The 14,903-nt window shown below is 52.3% G+C and carries 14 protein-coding genes; 3 read left to right on the top strand and 11 right to left on the bottom strand.

Going from position 1 to position 14,903, the window contains the following annotated elements; genetic code table 11:
• Position 1 precedes the first annotated feature (1 nt).
• The 5 genes from ABKW30_RS04555 to ABKW30_RS04535 all read right to left on the bottom strand — a co-directional run bounded on the left by ABKW30_RS04555 (position 2) and on the right by ABKW30_RS04535 (position 5,680).
• Complete coding sequence (locus tag ABKW30_RS04555; protein WP_348596939.1) at positions 2-877, bottom strand: sugar ABC transporter permease; 876 nt, start codon at positions 875-877, stop codon at positions 2-4.
• Positions 874-1,983: an ABC transporter ATP-binding protein gene (locus ABKW30_RS04550; RefSeq protein ID WP_348596937.1), complete on the bottom strand. Its 1,110-nt coding sequence runs from the start codon at positions 1,981-1,983 to the stop codon at positions 874-876. Before ABKW30_RS04550 ends, ABKW30_RS04555 begins: the two co-directional genes overlap by 4 nt.
• A 90-nt stretch (positions 1,984-2,073) precedes the next feature.
• Positions 2,074-3,336: an ABC transporter substrate-binding protein gene (locus ABKW30_RS04545; RefSeq protein ID WP_348596935.1), complete on the bottom strand. Its 1,263-nt coding sequence runs from the start codon at positions 3,334-3,336 to the stop codon at positions 2,074-2,076.
• A 35-nt stretch (positions 3,337-3,371) separates the two neighbouring features.
• The gene (locus ABKW30_RS04540) at positions 3,372-4,298 is read right to left on the bottom strand and encodes a PfkB family carbohydrate kinase (protein ID WP_348596933.1); all 927 of its coding nucleotides are present in this window, start codon (positions 4,296-4,298) and stop codon (positions 3,372-3,374) included.
• A complete protein-coding gene (locus ABKW30_RS04535; protein ID WP_348596931.1) occupies positions 4,295-5,680 on the bottom strand; it encodes a 6-phospho-beta-glucosidase in 1,386 nt (461 codons plus the stop codon). The genes ABKW30_RS04540 and ABKW30_RS04535 overlap by 4 nt, the downstream gene beginning before the upstream one ends.
• A gap of 148 nt (positions 5,681-5,828) precedes the next feature.
• Between ABKW30_RS04535 and ABKW30_RS04530 the strand changes: the two genes are divergently transcribed.
• Entirely contained in the window at positions 5,829-6,602 is a 774-nt protein-coding gene (locus ABKW30_RS04530; RefSeq protein WP_348596929.1) for a GntR family transcriptional regulator, read from the top strand.
• 42 nt (positions 6,603-6,644) lie between these two features.
• Complete coding sequence (locus tag ABKW30_RS04525; RefSeq protein WP_348596927.1) at positions 6,645-7,181, top strand: SIS domain-containing protein; 537 nt, start codon at positions 6,645-6,647, stop codon at positions 7,179-7,181.
• 9 nt (positions 7,182-7,190) lie between these two features.
• Here the strand turns inward: ABKW30_RS04525 and ABKW30_RS04520 are convergent, their stop codons facing one another.
• The 4 genes from ABKW30_RS04520 to ABKW30_RS04505 form a co-directional block, all read right to left on the bottom strand.
• Positions 7,191-9,149: a DUF4139 domain-containing protein gene (locus tag ABKW30_RS04520; RefSeq protein WP_348596925.1), complete on the bottom strand. Its 1,959-nt coding sequence runs from the start codon at positions 9,147-9,149 to the stop codon at positions 7,191-7,193.
• 61 nt (positions 9,150-9,210) lie between these two features.
• Positions 9,211-10,554, bottom strand: a complete 1,344-nt coding sequence (locus tag ABKW30_RS04515) for an MFS transporter (protein ID WP_348596924.1) — start codon at positions 10,552-10,554, stop codon at positions 9,211-9,213.
• A gap of 39 nt (positions 10,555-10,593) precedes the next feature.
• Positions 10,594-11,649, bottom strand: a complete 1,056-nt coding sequence (locus ABKW30_RS04510) for a histone deacetylase family protein (protein ID WP_348596923.1) — start codon at positions 11,647-11,649, stop codon at positions 10,594-10,596.
• Positions 11,650-11,748: 99 nt separating this feature from the next.
• Positions 11,749-12,174 (bottom strand): DUF4864 domain-containing protein, encoded by a 426-nt coding sequence (locus ABKW30_RS04505; RefSeq protein ID WP_348596921.1) that lies wholly within the window; start codon positions 12,172-12,174, stop codon positions 11,749-11,751.
• Between the two features lie 108 nt (positions 12,175-12,282).
• Between ABKW30_RS04505 and ABKW30_RS04500 the strand changes: the two genes are divergently transcribed.
• Positions 12,283-13,500 (top strand): multidrug efflux MFS transporter, encoded by a 1,218-nt coding sequence (locus tag ABKW30_RS04500; protein ID WP_348596919.1) that lies wholly within the window; start codon positions 12,283-12,285, stop codon positions 13,498-13,500.
• A gap of 4 nt (positions 13,501-13,504) precedes the next feature.
• On the opposite strand, the gene ABKW30_RS04495 is transcribed toward ABKW30_RS04500, so the two are convergent.
• Complete coding sequence (locus tag ABKW30_RS04495) at positions 13,505-13,981, bottom strand: GNAT family N-acetyltransferase (protein WP_348597617.1); 477 nt, start codon at positions 13,979-13,981, stop codon at positions 13,505-13,507.
• 70 nt (positions 13,982-14,051) lie between these two features.
• Entirely contained in the window at positions 14,052-14,882 is an 831-nt protein-coding gene (locus tag ABKW30_RS04490) for an ABC transporter substrate-binding protein (RefSeq protein ID WP_348596917.1), read from the bottom strand.
• Positions 14,883-14,903 lie beyond the last annotated feature (21 nt).

The following is a 14,903-nucleotide window of genomic DNA, read 5'->3' as shown; positions in this document are numbered from 1 at the left end:
GCTAACCCGTATTCCGGTCAAGCCGAAGGATGCTCACCAAAGTGATCGTAATCAGGCCTATTATAAGAAATACCCAAGTTGACGCAGCAGAACCTACGCCCAGATCCTGAAAACTGATCAATTGATCCCGCGCGTAGATCGACATGGTCATTGCCTTCTCATTGTTCGCGGCAAGGACATAGCTCAGATCGAACATGCGCAGCGCATCGAGCGTCCGGAAAAGAACCGCCACCCCAATGGCGGGTGTAGCAAGCGGCAAGGTGATCGACCAAAGACGTTTCCACGCAGGCACTCCTGAAACCTCTGCAGCCTCATAGATTTCTTCCGGTATCAACTGCAGACCGGCGAGAATAAGCAAAACCATAAAAGGCGTTGTGACCCACACGTCTATGAAGATGACCGTGCCAAGGATAAGCGACGGATCGGCTGTCCACGCGATGCCTTTATCAAGGAAGCCCAACCAGATCAGCGCTTTATTGATAAGGCCGAATTGGTCATTGAACATCCACTCCCAAATCTTCGCGGATACGACCATCGGCATGGCCCACGGAACCAGTATAGCCGCCCGTACCAAGCCGCGTCCGGCGAAGGCACGATGCAGCAGCAAGGCAATCGCGAAACCAAGCAGCGTCTCCAAAGCGACAGAGACAAGGGTGAAAACAAGCGTATTGCGTACAGCGCCCCAGAAAATGGAATCTTCCAAAACGGTCACAAAATTCTGAAAGCCGACAAAACTATAATCTGAAGGATTGTCGAGAAAGGCATCCGTGAAAGAGAAATAGATGTTCCGTGCCAGCGGCCATGCGGCAACAGCCGTAAGTGCCAGCAGGAGCGGCAAGAGAAAAACCCACGCTATGGTTGTTTCCCTGTTCTTCACCGGCTTATTCCAACAATTGCTGGTTCCAGAGTTGATCTTGTTTCGATGCGCTGATCTTTATCATTGAAAAGATAGATATCCTCTGGCTTCCATCTCAATCCAATTCTGGAGCCAGAAGCATATGCTGGAATGACCCCTCCGGAGCGCACCGTCCAGATCGTATCTTCGCTCAAACGGATATACGCGATCTGTTCGTAACCAAGGTCTTCGACGCGTTCGAATATCCCTTTTATGCAGCCACTTTTATCCGGAGATACAATTTCCAGTGCCTCTGGGCGGAGACCCAACGTAGTGGGCTTCTGCGCGCGCAACTGATCAATGCTCAACTCAAACCCATCCGGGCCTGTTATCACGCGCCCGCGTTCATCGCTTCTGGCGGGCGCAAAGTTCATGCGCGGACTACCGAGGAAGCCTGCAACGAACTTGTTTGCCGGGTGATCATAAAGTTCGCGTGGCGTGCCAACCTGTTCGATGCGTCCGTGATTGAGAATAACTATCCGATCCGCAAGCGTCATTGCCTCGGTCTGATCATGGGTAACATAGATCATCGTCGCGCCGACTTCAGTATGCAGTTTGGCGATTTCGAAACGCATCTCCATCCGCAAGTCAGCATCAAGATTGGAAAGCGGCTCATCAAAGAGGAATAGTTTGGGCTGGCTTACCAAAGCCCGTCCAATAGCGACACGCTGACGCTGGCCACCTGAAAGTTGCTTTGGCTTACGGTCAAGAAGATGGCCGATTTTCAGCATATCGGCCACCTTCGCCAGACGCCGCCCAATCTCAGCCTTTGTCATTCGCGCTGTTTCAAGCGCGAAGCTGATGTTTCTGGCCACGTTCATATGAGGATAAAGTGCATAAGATTGAAAAACGAACGCAACCCCCCGCTTGGACGCCGGTACGTCTGTCACTTCTTCCCCATCGATTGATACAATTCCCTGCGAGACCGGAACCAATCCTGCGATAACGCGCAGCAGGGTTGATTTTCCGCAACCAGATGGCCCCACGAAAACCACGAATTCTCCGTCCTCAACATCGAGGTCAATCGAGCGGAGCACATCAAATGCTCCAAAGCTTTTGCTGACTTCTTTCAATGTGACGGAGGCCATTATGTTGCCCTTGGCTAATCTGTAATTCGCAATGCATGAACTTTGGCTATCGAAGGAATTGCCTGCGGTATTATCCGCAGGCAATTAATTTCAGTTGGCTTTCACGTCGCGTTTCAGTCTCTTTTCCAGCTGTGCAACTTCTTCTGCGACGTCGCTGGTGCCGGAAATTATGTCATGGACCGCGCGATAGAAGGTACGGGAAATCCTGTTATAGTTTTTCCCGGTCGCAGCTGACGGGCGGGCAACAGATTCTTCGAAAGCTGCTTTAGCCATAGGCAGGAATGGTATCTTGGCGAGTACGTCAGCGTCAGTATAGAGCGCCTCGACCGTTGGGTTATATCCACCCTTTATCGCCCGCATCTTCTGGTCCTCAAGACCCACCATATACCTCAATAGTTCGGCGGCCTTTTCCTGCTTTGTCGAGTATTTCGAAACGGCGAGATATGCTGTACCAAGCGTACCACTCGATTTCTGCCCCTCCGCACCGATCGGCAATGCAGAAACACCTACCTTATCGACCAGCTTGCCACCCTGTGCCTGGGATGTTCCCCAGACGTAAGGCCAATTGCGGTGGAACACGGCATTGCCGCTTTCAAAGAGTGCGCGAGAGCTCTCTTCGTCATAGTTGAGAACACCCTTTGGAGAGATCGTATCTATCCAGCCCCGCGCCCGCGTGAGTGCCGCGACAGTTGCCGGATTGTTTATTGTCACCTCTCCTTTGTCGGAAAGAATTGTACCGCCACCGCCTGCCGCGATCCATTCCACAGCATCGCATGTCAGTCCTTCGTAGCTACGGCCTTGCCAGGCGTAACCCCACATATCAGCATTGCCAGCCTTGCGCTCACCATCCTGAATTTCCTTGGCGGTCGCGGTGAGTTCATCCCAGGTCTTCGGTGCCTGCTTGCCATATTTTTCCAGCAGATCCTTTCGATAGAACATCAGCCCGGTATCAATGTAGAAGGGCATGGCAACAAGCTTGTTGTCTATATGTGCGGCGTCTGTTGCCGATGCAAAATGAGCCTTTACCTCAGTCTCAGGAACAAACGACGCAAGGTCAGAGAAGTGGTCCTTCATCATGCCCAGCCAAATCACATCCACATAGAGCAGGTCGACGTCCGAAGACTTGGAAGCAAACAATTGCTGATAGATCGGAATGGCATCATCAAGATTTTGCGGAGTACGATTGATCTTGACTTCGTTGCCGGAAGATTTGGCCCATTTCTGAGCCCCCTCTTCACATAGCTCATAATCCGTGGCCGAGCAGAACATCGAAATCGTTTCTGCCTTGGCTGGCAGAGCCGCAGCAACTGTCAAAAGAGCGAGGCCTGCGAGCAGTTTAAGTTTGTATCCCATGTTCGTTCCCTATTTTTCTTGATTGATTGGAGTCATCACCCGGCAGCGCTTCGCCGCCGGTATCGGTCAAGATCGGAAAGATATGGCAGGTTCCTGCCACCATATCCCGTCACTGCAAGCGAGCCGCAAATCACGGCTACTTCCAAAGCCGACACAAAGTCCGGCTCGTGCAGCAGGCCATGAACAAAACCTGCATTGAAAGAATCTCCAGCCCCCGTTGTGTCAAAAACATCGACTGCCAAGGCTGGCAACCGGTAGACACGGCCATTGTCGCTGGCGATAACACCTTCTGCGCCGCGCTTGATCACAACGGTTTTGCAATACTGTGCAAGCACCCCAAGCGCGGCTTCGATATCAGCTTCGCCGGTCAGCGCCTTGGCTTCTGTTTCGTTGGGTAGGAAGACATCGATCCGCTGCAAAGCGTCAATCAGGCCAGGTGCCGACAAATCCATTTCAATATGCTGGCAATCGGAACAGATCTTAATGCCGAGGTTGCGTGCCGCGCCGATAAGCGCGGTGCGTTCATCATCAAGAGAGAAGCCCTGCAGCAGAAGCACACCCGGTCGTATCCGTTCCAGATCAGCCGGCGTCGGACTCGGATCACGATCTTCGCTGTAACTGATAAATCCGCGATCATCGGTAAACGAAAAAGCCGAACTCAGTCGCCGCCATGGCTTATCCAAATGGATAAACAGTCCATCGTCGATGTTCTCTTTCCGGGCTTCGTCAATGATCATGCGACTGAAGATGTCGTTACCGAAAGCACACCACCAACCCGCATTTGTGCCAAGACGTGTCAGTGCCAAGGCCGTCGAAAATGCAGCCCCCGGCACCCAGTCAAACTCCTGAGCCCAAAGATCTGCACCCATTTTGGGGATATCCGGCAAACCACGAAAAACGAGATCGAAATAATATTCGCCGACGACCATCACTTCATAGCCTGATCGCGTGGATAGGGTCATTTCCATACTCCGGCATATTGCGCATGAGCGGCAAGATACTCGTCGACCAATGGAACTGCACGGGAATACGACAGCACGAGCGGATGGGCCATCAGGGCTTCAACGGCAATATCACGGCTTCGCTCGCGGATCGCCCTTACCGCCAACCTTTCATACTGCTTCACGCTTTGGATAAGTTGAAGTTGCGGCTCCGGCATCTTTCCGATGCTCAACGGGCGAATGCCTTCCTTGTCAACGACACAGCTTACTTCCACAACATCGTCAAAACGCAGACCCTCGATTGATCCCTCATTGCGAACGTTGAGGCCACTGTAGCAGGGCTTTCCGGTTTGCAGCGCATCAACCAGATTAAGCGCAACGCCGGCATAGCCCTCACCTTCTTCCGAGTTAGCCTCGTGGCTTCCCGTGTCTGTCAGACTGTCCGCTTCTTCCATGCTTGGAGCATCTTCAAGCGCATAGTGCATATAGGTTGAGCTACGCCGGCGCTCGTAAGCGTAATAACGATTGAGCGCCTCTTCTGCATTCTTATCAAGGTCGATTGCCCCAAGCGTCTCTATCAATGTCCGATTAAGGTCCTTGACTTCTTCGCCGCGAGTGCGGGCATCGGAATTCAATGCGGCCACAGCCTTTTCAGCGTAGTAGTAGTAATAGAGATATTCATTGATCCAGTTCCGCTGCCTGCGGATAATCTCTGGATCAAACATTCGCTGGGATGTCGCCTTCAAAAACCGATCGTCATCCAGCAGGGGTTGCAAAACTTCTTTGCCGTTTATCGTTGCACTTCTTGTGAATGACAGATGATTAAGTCCAGCCACTTCTGCACGAACATCATTTTGAGGAACCTTGAACCACTTTGCCAAAGCCTCCTGTGCTCCGTTAGCACCATCACAAATGCCAATCGTGCGATGAAATCCTTCATCCTGCAGAGCTTGGGCAACAAGACCAGCCGGATTGGTGAAGTTAAAAAGCCATGCATCTGGACTGACTTTCTTCAAAAGCTTCGCATATTCCAGAATTGCCGGAATACTGCGCAGCGCCATGGCAAATCCGCCAGGTCCGGTTGTTTCCTGTCCCAGCACACCATGCGAGAGAGCAATCCGCTCGTCCTTGATCCGGCCATCCTCATCACCAGGACGTACAGTCGTAACAACGTAATCTGCACCCTCCAACGCTTTTTCCGCATTGGTAGTCATAGAGATTTTAACGGGTGATTGCGTGCGGCGACCCAATTCCTGACTGATCCGCCCGAATAATTCGAGCTTGTTCTCATTAATATCCTGCAGGCAAATTTCCTTCAGCCCGCTCTGCTCTGCCCGGCGAAGTGCCGACCCTACAAACAACGGCGCTCTTACCCCACCGCCGCCAACCAAAGTCAACTTCATGAATTGCTCCAATGCTCTCGCTATGCTATAGCTACTGGTCATAACCAGTTATGTCAACATGATTGAAGCAACTTGTATGCAATAGCCTCGACAAGCGACGTAACAATCTGCCAGATAGCTCCGGCACAAAAACGGGTGAAGATTCAAGATGAACGAAACACACTGGACAGGCCAGATGAATCCGGTTGATCGAAACCATCCCGACCCGCTCTATGTCCAGCTACGAACTGTTCTGAAAAATATGATCGAAAGCGGGAAACTCTCGGTCAATGACAAACTGCCATCCGAACGCGAGTTGGTAGCGTTGTATGGCGTGAGCCGGATTACAGTCCGGCAAGCAGTCAAGGATCTCGAGAATCTCGGCTTTCTACAAACCCGCGCTGGCAAGGGTATTTACGTTACCGAACCTCAACCGACCTATGAGATCGAGATTGTACGAAGCTTTACCGAGACGGCCGAGGCCAATAACCGTAAGCCGGGAATGAAGTTACTCGCCGCAGACATTATTCGAGGCGACGCGGACATTACACGCCCTCTTGGGCTTCCTTCAGGCTCAAACGTTGTATTTATCGAGCGGCTGCGCTTTCTGGATAATTTGCCGGTAGTCGTTCAGCGTGACTGGTTTGATGAAGCCCTGACACCCGGCATTCTGGATATTGATTGGAGCACTGGAAACAGGTCGCTCTATGCCGAGTTCAAGGAACGCTATGGCGTCATTCCAGCGCGTGGCCAGTCAACGCTGAGTGCAAGACTTGCGACAGAGCCAGAAGCCGGGTTCCTGCAACTTGATCTCCCCGCGGCTGTACTTACCCTTGATCAGATCGCTTACGACAGTGAGTATCGCCCGGTGAATGTCAGTTCGATGGCATATCACCCTGTTCGCTATCCATTGTCATTGACGCAATCCCGCAGGCGTAGCTGATTTCCGGACTTATGACTGACCACTTTCATTAAGGTATCTCCCATGACCGTTGCTCATTCTCCCTGGCTGATCGTTGGTCAAGAATTGGCAGAAGTCCTATCGCGAATAGATCCGAAATCCTTTGACCGGCTGGCACAGGTTTTTGAGGACACGGAACGCCGCTGGTTCTTTGGCGGGCAAGGCCGCTCCGGCCTGTCTGCGCAAATGGCTGCAATGCGCTTCATGCATATTGGGCGCAAAGTTCATTTCGTGGGTGAAGCCTCTGCCCCGTCGATACGCAAAAACGACGGGCTACTAATTCTCTCGGCTTCCGGCCAAACACCGGTGAGTTTGAATTTTGCCCGGATAGCCAAGTCCGAAGGGGCGATCGTTCTTGCGCTCACCGGGCAAGCAAAAAGTCCCCTGGCTGCGATTGCAGACGTCACACTGCACATACCCGTAGAAGCAACTGTCCAGTTTGGAGGAAGCCTTTTCGAACAGTGCAGCCTGATTGTTCTCGATAGTCTGATATTGAGGCTTACAGTTGGAATGCCGGACGCACACAAAACCATGCAGCACCGGCACACCAACCTCCAATGAAATCCTCGTTCAGAAGGTGCGAATTATTCGCGTAACATCCTTGTCGAATTTGCCTATGACCTCCTGCGCAGCGTCACGCTCCTTACGCAGTTCCCCGAGACGATCTTCCTCCTGACCCATCTGTGCAAGATACCTGCTCTGAAGGTCGCCATTCGGTACAGCGCGCAGATTTTCGCGGGTACGATCCTGAGACTCGGCAACCTGATCATATTGCCTTTGAATATTTTCCAGCGCTTCTTGCGCCTCGACCTGTTTCATCCGGGCTTCAGAGAGTTCTTTAAGCTTTCCTTTTACTTCTGGATCTTCGGCGGCATCAGCCCAGCTTGTAATCATTTGGGGGGCGGCATCCGATAACGCGAATTCTTCAGCTTGGGTCTGCTCACTGATTGTTTCGACAGTTCGTGTCTCACCTGCTTTCAAGGCCACGCGAACACGATCATGCGTGAGTGTTGAATCGCCGGTATTCTCAGCCTTGAATGTCCAACCCGGGCGTTTCTGCTGTTCAATCAGCACGGTTCGATCACCATCCGCAGCGCCATTTACCGTGAATATCGTCACGTCCCGCAGCAGTGTTTTTGCGTGGATGATTCCATCGGTTACTTTAATCGAGGTAATCATCCTCTGGGGTTTTGCCTCAGTACCCACGGAAACTTTCTGATCAAGCGCGAAACTGGCAGCCCGTTTTTCACCGGACGGCATTCCTGCTATCTGGGCGTCTCCGACATATCCGGACTTGCCATCATATACGGTCAATATGCCCTGCGGGAAACTCGAACCACTGTCATTTTCGAGCATAACCGAAGCGGTAGGATGCTCACCGCTGCGACCTACCTGATAAACGGAAACCATCTCAGCTTTCACGTCTTTGTCTATCAAAGGAACAGAGATCGTCTCCCCGTTCTTCAAATCAAACTGGCCCGGAAGGGTAAAGTTTGACGTAACCTCCTGCTCGTCAACGGACGTTTCCTGCGAGGCAGGCGCCATCTCTATCGGTCTTTGTGCCTGCTGCATCTCCATTGCCGGAGCCGGAGCGGCATAACCCGCTGCCGCATCCTGTTCCGATACAAGCTTTTGCCTGCGTGATGCACTTAGACTTGCAATTGCGGGATTCTTCGCAGATGTATCGACGACAAGCTCGGTCCGATCTTTCCAGTAACGCCTGTGCAGCGCCTGTTTCAGCGTTACGGGTTTTCCCGAAGAAAGCACGATAGAAACATCGTTCCAGTCTTCACCGGAAGCATTCTCGAATATAGCCCAAGCCTGCAGCCGCGCAGTACCATTTTCACCTGTCACCATCCGGTAACTGGTTTTCCAGATTGGCGCCGAAACAACGTATGAAATATCGACTGTTCGGGTGCCCTGCCCATCCAACTCGATCTTGATCGTACGCGAGCCATCTACCGTGGCCTTGCCGGCAACCAGCGTGGCGTCTGCGATCTTGTCGTTCAGAACCTTGTCTAAAATTTCAATTGATATGGAGTTATCGAGAGGGATCGTTGCAATTTCCCGCTTGGCTGTCAGCAACAAAAGTACGGCATTTTGTGCGCCATTGGCACCGTTTTGATACTCAACACCAAGGATGCTGCCTTCTACCTCGCGCGCGCCAGAAACGCGAATACCAGTGCCTTTCACCGCATTCAGCAGCCGGGGAAGCGAGTTCAGATCATCGACAGTAAAGGGCAGTGTGCGAAAAGTCTCTTCAAGCGGGCTGGGTCCTGCCAGAGACAGGTTCTTAACCTTGCCATTGGCATCCCTGATAATGAGGCTCTTCAGGATATCATCGACCTGATCCAAGGGAACGTTGATCGTGATCTCGCTATTGTCACCGACATTGGCAGAGCGAACAATTTCAGACAGGCCACCTGAAGACAGTGTGACGGATTTCACAGTTCCGTTCACGGCCGCCAAGGCAGTAGAGCAAATCAATGGAAAAAGCAGAACCGGCAGAAGGTGACGTTTGAATGCCATAGACAATTCTCCCCAATGTTGTCGAAGTGACAATCACGCCTATTCGGGAAAGATGAAGAATTTAAGATTTGGCTGGACTAGTAACAGTCTCCCCCATTCTCTCGGCAGCACGGGCTGCAAAAGATTCCGACCCTGCATCCTCTACAGGAAGGAAAATACTGCAGATGAAGCTTATGCCAGCGATGAAGATGAACAGGCCTGCAAGCGGTGCCCACTGAACACCATAGGCATGAACAAGCCATACGCCGATAACAGGAGTAAGGCCGCTGAAGATCGCACCACTGAGCGACGAGCACAGCGAAATGCCCGTATAACGCAAATGAACCGGAAACGCTCGTGTGAGGAACGGCGCCATGACCGCATAATGGGCAGCGAGGAATACTGTCGCAACCAGAATTGCGATATAGATGTTTGTCAGATTGCCGGTGATTATAAGCATCATCATCGGTACAGCGAAGAGCAATGCTGCTCCGGACATCGCGACCAGAAGGAAGCGCTCACCAAACCGGGTGGCAATGTATGAACCAGCAGGAAATGCGAAGAGTTCGACTACGCCAACCCAGGAAACCAGCTCAAGCATATCCGAGCGATTGATTCCGAGCGATGTTGTCGTGAATGTCATCATCAGCGTTGTGATGAAATAGAAGCCAGCAACACCCAGCAGACAAAGCCCCATGCCAAGTAAAAGGGGTTTCTTTTTTGTCAGGAAAATTTCCTTGGCCGGGATGACGTTTTGAACAGACTTCTCCTTCAGCCGCTCTTCGAGCTCAGGGCTCTCGTTGATACCTGCGCGAATGATGAAAGCAAAGATGATCAGTATGCCGCTAAGCAGGAACGGGATTCGCCAGCCCCAGCTCAGGAAGTCCTCTTGTGGCAGGTCCGAAACCGTGCGGAAGGCGAGTGTTGCGAGAATTAATCCGATTGGGCTGCCGTACTGCGGTGCGGAGGCGAGAAATGTGCGCCAGCGTGGCGGAGCATGTTCGGCTGCAATCAATACTGCCCCGCCCCATTCGCCCCCAACAGCAACGCCCTGTACCAAGCGCAACAGAACCAGCATGACAGCTGCCGAAACGCCTATGGAATGATAGCTCGGCAGAACACCGATCAGAACTGTTGCGGCACCCATCAGGAGAAGTGTGATAATCAACGATTTCTTACGACCCACCTTGTCACCAAAATGGCCAAACAGAAGCGCACCAAACGGCCGGGCAACAAACCCGATGGCGAATGTGCCAAGAGAGGCAAGAACGCCCATCACAGGGTCTTCAGAGGCAAAGAAAACATCACCGAAAACCAGAGCTGCAGCCGTTCCATAAATATAGAAATCGTACCACTCGATCATGGTGCCTACGAAGGCTCCTACTGCGGCCCGGATTGGCTGACGCTTTGCTGCGATCTGATTCATCTGTTTTTCCCCGATGAGGCGGTACAGCGACCGCTACAACTAAATTGCCCGATTAGCCTGATAGGCGGCCATAAAACGTGGTGCCGCTTCCGACACAGCGCTCAGCGAATAGCCACCTTCTTGCACAATTACAGTAGGCAGGCTGACAGCCCCCCAGATCGCCCCTATCTCAGCATAGGCGTCCGTTGTTACTGCGAGTTTTGAAAGTGGATCTTCGTGGTGAGCATCCCACCCGGCAGAAATGACAAGTGCCGTCGCACCGTGCTCTGCTACGGCTGCCGCAAGCTTTCGATTGGCTTCAATGAAAGCGTCATCACCGCTACCTTCGGCCAATGGCAGATTAAGGTTTGCACCGAGACCGGCACCAGCACCCGTTTCATCGGCATAGCCGCTATAATGCGGATAATAATTCGACGGATCAGTATGAGTTGAACCGAAAAAAACATCGTTCCGCGTGTAGAATATCGCCTGCGTTCCATCACCATGATGCGTATCGAAATCGATAATTGCGACGCGCTCATGTTGCTTACGTAAGTGCTGCGCGATGATCGCAGCATTGTTGAAATAGCAGAATCCAGCCGCACGGTCTGCATAAGCATGATGACCCGGAGGACGGCAGAGCGCAAAGGCCGCCTTCTCCCCGCTCAATAAAGTATTTGCGGCGGAAATCGCGGTTTGGACAGACGCATAAGCCGATGCATAGGTACTTTCCATCATCGCGCAGGAAAGCCCGTTAATGTACCAGCCAGCTTGCCCGAGTACGCCGATCGGCCTTGGCCTCGGACGGGCGGTATAATCCTGTCCGGCGCCCTGATATGCATTTACATTGGGTAGAACCTCAGGACCATGGTTTGGCAACTGCATGAAACGGTCATATGCCGTTCGCAAAAATTCGACATAGTGATCGGCATGAACAGCGAGGATGGGATCAAGGCCTGCGTCGCCAGTTGCTTCTTCTGACAATCCTAATTCCGTCAGCACCCTTATCAAAGCCTGAGCGCGTGCAGGATTTTCCAGAGGATCGGTAATACGGCCATTGATCATATATTGCTTGGGTTGATGAGCCATTTGCTGGCTGGAAAAGAACAGTTTCATGAAGCTCATTCTCGATGCTGTTGCCGTGAGTCGGCATAGAGCCTATTCGCTGGCTCCAGCAATGCAAGGTTACGCTTCCAATTTTGGCTCAGCGCGTTGTTAAATTGCTGGCCCAACTGTTGTTTGCAGTATTTGCACTCCATTGATTTTGTAAGAACCATCCGGCTGTTTCTGCATCAGATAGATTGCCGTTGAGTCTTTGCCATCGGGGCCTGTGATGAGCACTTCCTGAATAATCTGATCGCCCGCTGCCTTGCTGCGGCCAAAAGCAAAATTGCCCGGTCTGTAGACCGGTTGGTAAGCCTTTTTGACCATCTCAAAGAACAGGTTCTGGTTCGGAAATTTGCCCTGAATGGAGGGAGAGGCGAACGAGTAGGCCGTTTTGGCGTCATCGTTCAGGAAGGCCGCAATCTGATTCTTGATAATGGATTGAAAGACCTCGGGAGACTCCTGCGCGTAAATCGACCCGACTAGGCCCAAGCTCAACAATACAGCTGCAATGAAACATCCAAATGCTTTGACCATGGTTGCTCTCCCGAACCATAACTGCAATGTCTAAGCTACGTAAATTTCGCCATGCCGGATCATATCGGGATATGGCTGTCCGCGGTGAATATAACATAGTTGGATGAATTGACCGACACAGATAGCTCCTCCAGTTCAGGGGAATCAATTTACTGGCGGCAGAACCTATGGGTTTGCCTGCTCGGGTCATTCACTACCATCGTAGCAATGACTTTGATCCTGCCATTCCTGCCGCTGTACATTGAGCAACTGGGTGAAACTGATCATGCCGCTATCGTCCAATGGTCCGGTATCGCTTATGGAGCAACATTCTTTACCGCTGCTCTGGTCGCACCGCTATGGGGGCGTCTCGCAGATCTCTATGGGCGCAAGCTGATGTTGATCCGGGCAAGTCTCGGCATGGCAATTGCAATGTCGCTAATGGGGATGGCAACCGAGGTCTGGCATCTGATAGTTCTCCGCCTGCTTACCGGATTGCTCGGCGGTTACGCATCCGGCTCAACAGTCCTTGTTGCAACGCAAACACCTAAGGCGCGGACCGGCTGGGCCTTGGGAACGCTCGCGTCAGGCATCATGGCCGGAAATCTCATTGGACCGCTGATTGGTGGAGGTTTGCCGCCATTGATTGGTATCCGGGCAACGTTCTGGCTGGCCGGTGGCGTCATCTTCATAACCTTTCTGGCGACGAGCCTCTTCATCAAAGAAGAAAAGCGGCCGGCAAAAAACAAAACTCTTGAACAAACTGGTGGATGGAAGGCAATTCCGGATAAACGTCCGGTATTCGCGATGCTGGTTACCGGCATGCTCCTGATGCTTGCCAATATGTCTATCGAACCCATCATCACAGTCTACGTGGCGCAACTGGTCGACAATCCGGCTCATATAACGATGGTTGCCGGTATAGTGATGTCTGCAGCTGCACTGGGCAGCATTCTGTCTGCATCAAGACTTGGCAAACTGGCCGACCGCATAGGGCACTGGAATGTAATCGTCGCAGCCCTTGGCGTATCTGCGTTGCTCTTGATCCCGCAGGCTTTTGTCACTGAGGGCTGGCAGCTTGTCGTCTTGCGATTTCTTATGGGCCTTTCGCTTGGCGGCCTCCTGCCCTGTATTACAAGCGTCATCAGGCATAATGTACCGGACAGGGTTGCGGGCAACATTCTTGGTTATGCAACGTCCTCGCAATATGCCGGACAGGTCATAGGTCCGCTTACGGGTGGCTTCGTTGGCGGGCATTTTGGCATGCGGGCTGTTTTTCTAGCCACCAGCATACTACTTGCAGGAAGTGCCATTTACGGATGGGTCATTCGTCCCAAAAGGTCATAGGCGGCTAACTATCACTTTTTGCTGCGGCAAGGAGGGCCGTTCCATCGAGGCGATAGAACAACTTCTCAGGTTTTGACGCTCCACCCAACCCATCGTAAAAGGCGCGAAGACGAAGGTTATCACGGTCAGCGGTCCAGTCGACACGGCCATGTCCTCGCTCAAGTGCCAGTTTCGCCACGCCCTGCATCAAGCTTTTTCCGACACCCGATCCTCGAAAACGCTTTGATACGAACAGCTCCTTGAGGAACAAGCCTGATCCAAGCTCCGGCCCGGGATAGACCGGAGCGATTGCAGCAAAGCCCTTGATTGCTTGCTCTCCGGCAACAAGAATTTCTGTACCCACCGGCATCGCAGTGAGCCCTTCAAGTATCACCTCTCGCGACGGGCATGGGACATTGTAATGCGCCTGCATTTCCTCGAACAGAGCGGCGAGCGCAGCGTGATCTGACGCTTTTGACAATCTCACTTCAGGCAATTCAATAACTCCATGAAAAATGGCAACCCGGAAGTGCTCCGGAGTTGCCATTCTTGTATGTAATTTCAACTAAAGCCTAGTCGCCCATGTTGACTGTGATGGGTGACAGTTTGTTGGCCTTGAGCCCATACTTGTCGAGAAGGACATCATAGGTTCCGTTCGCCTGCAATTTCTCAAGTGCCGCCTTAACTGCGTCGCGCAATTGGGTTTCAGATTTTAGAACCGGAATGCCAGCCAATGACTGACTGAACGCATCGCCAATCGTCACATATGTGTCAGGCTCGAGCTTCTGATTGTAAGGCAGAGTTTCATTGCCTTGCGCAGCGGCCTGCAATCGCTGACTTTTGATCTGTGTGCGGGCGTCTGCAGATCCTTCTGTGCCTGTAACATTGATCGCTGGCTTGCCCTTTGCAGTGCAATTGGCTTCGCTCCACGCAGTGATCTGGGCAGGCCAATCAGTCGAGCGGCTTGCGCCCACTGATTTTCCACAAAGATCGTCAACCGTTTTGATCTCTCCGGCAAGAGCTTTGGAAGTGTAGAACTGAGCACCGGACTTCATGTAGTCAACGAAATCCGCCGTCTCCTGACGCGCCTTCTTGTCGCTCATCCCGGCCATTGCCAGATCAACGCGTCCGGTTTGCAAAGAGGGCAGCATTTGAGCAAATGCAATTTCCTGCCATTCGATTTTGACACCAAGCTCCTTGCCGATCGCTTCACCAAGATCGATGTCGAAGCCCTGAAGCTCGTTTGTCGCCGGGTCCTTGTAGGTAATCGGAGGATAATTTGGCATCGTTGCAATGATGATCTTTCCGGCATCCTTGATGCGCGCCGGAAGTTCTTGCGCCGTAGCAGGGATGCTGACTGCGATGCTTATACCCAGTAGCGCCAGTTTGATAAAGTTGCTCATGTTCTCTGTTCCTCTTTTATG

The organism is Phyllobacterium sp. SB3 (assembly GCF_040009165.1).
Taxonomy (GTDB): Bacteria; Pseudomonadota; Alphaproteobacteria; order Rhizobiales; family Rhizobiaceae; genus Phyllobacterium.
This window is presented reverse-complemented; position numbering and strand designations above follow the sequence as displayed.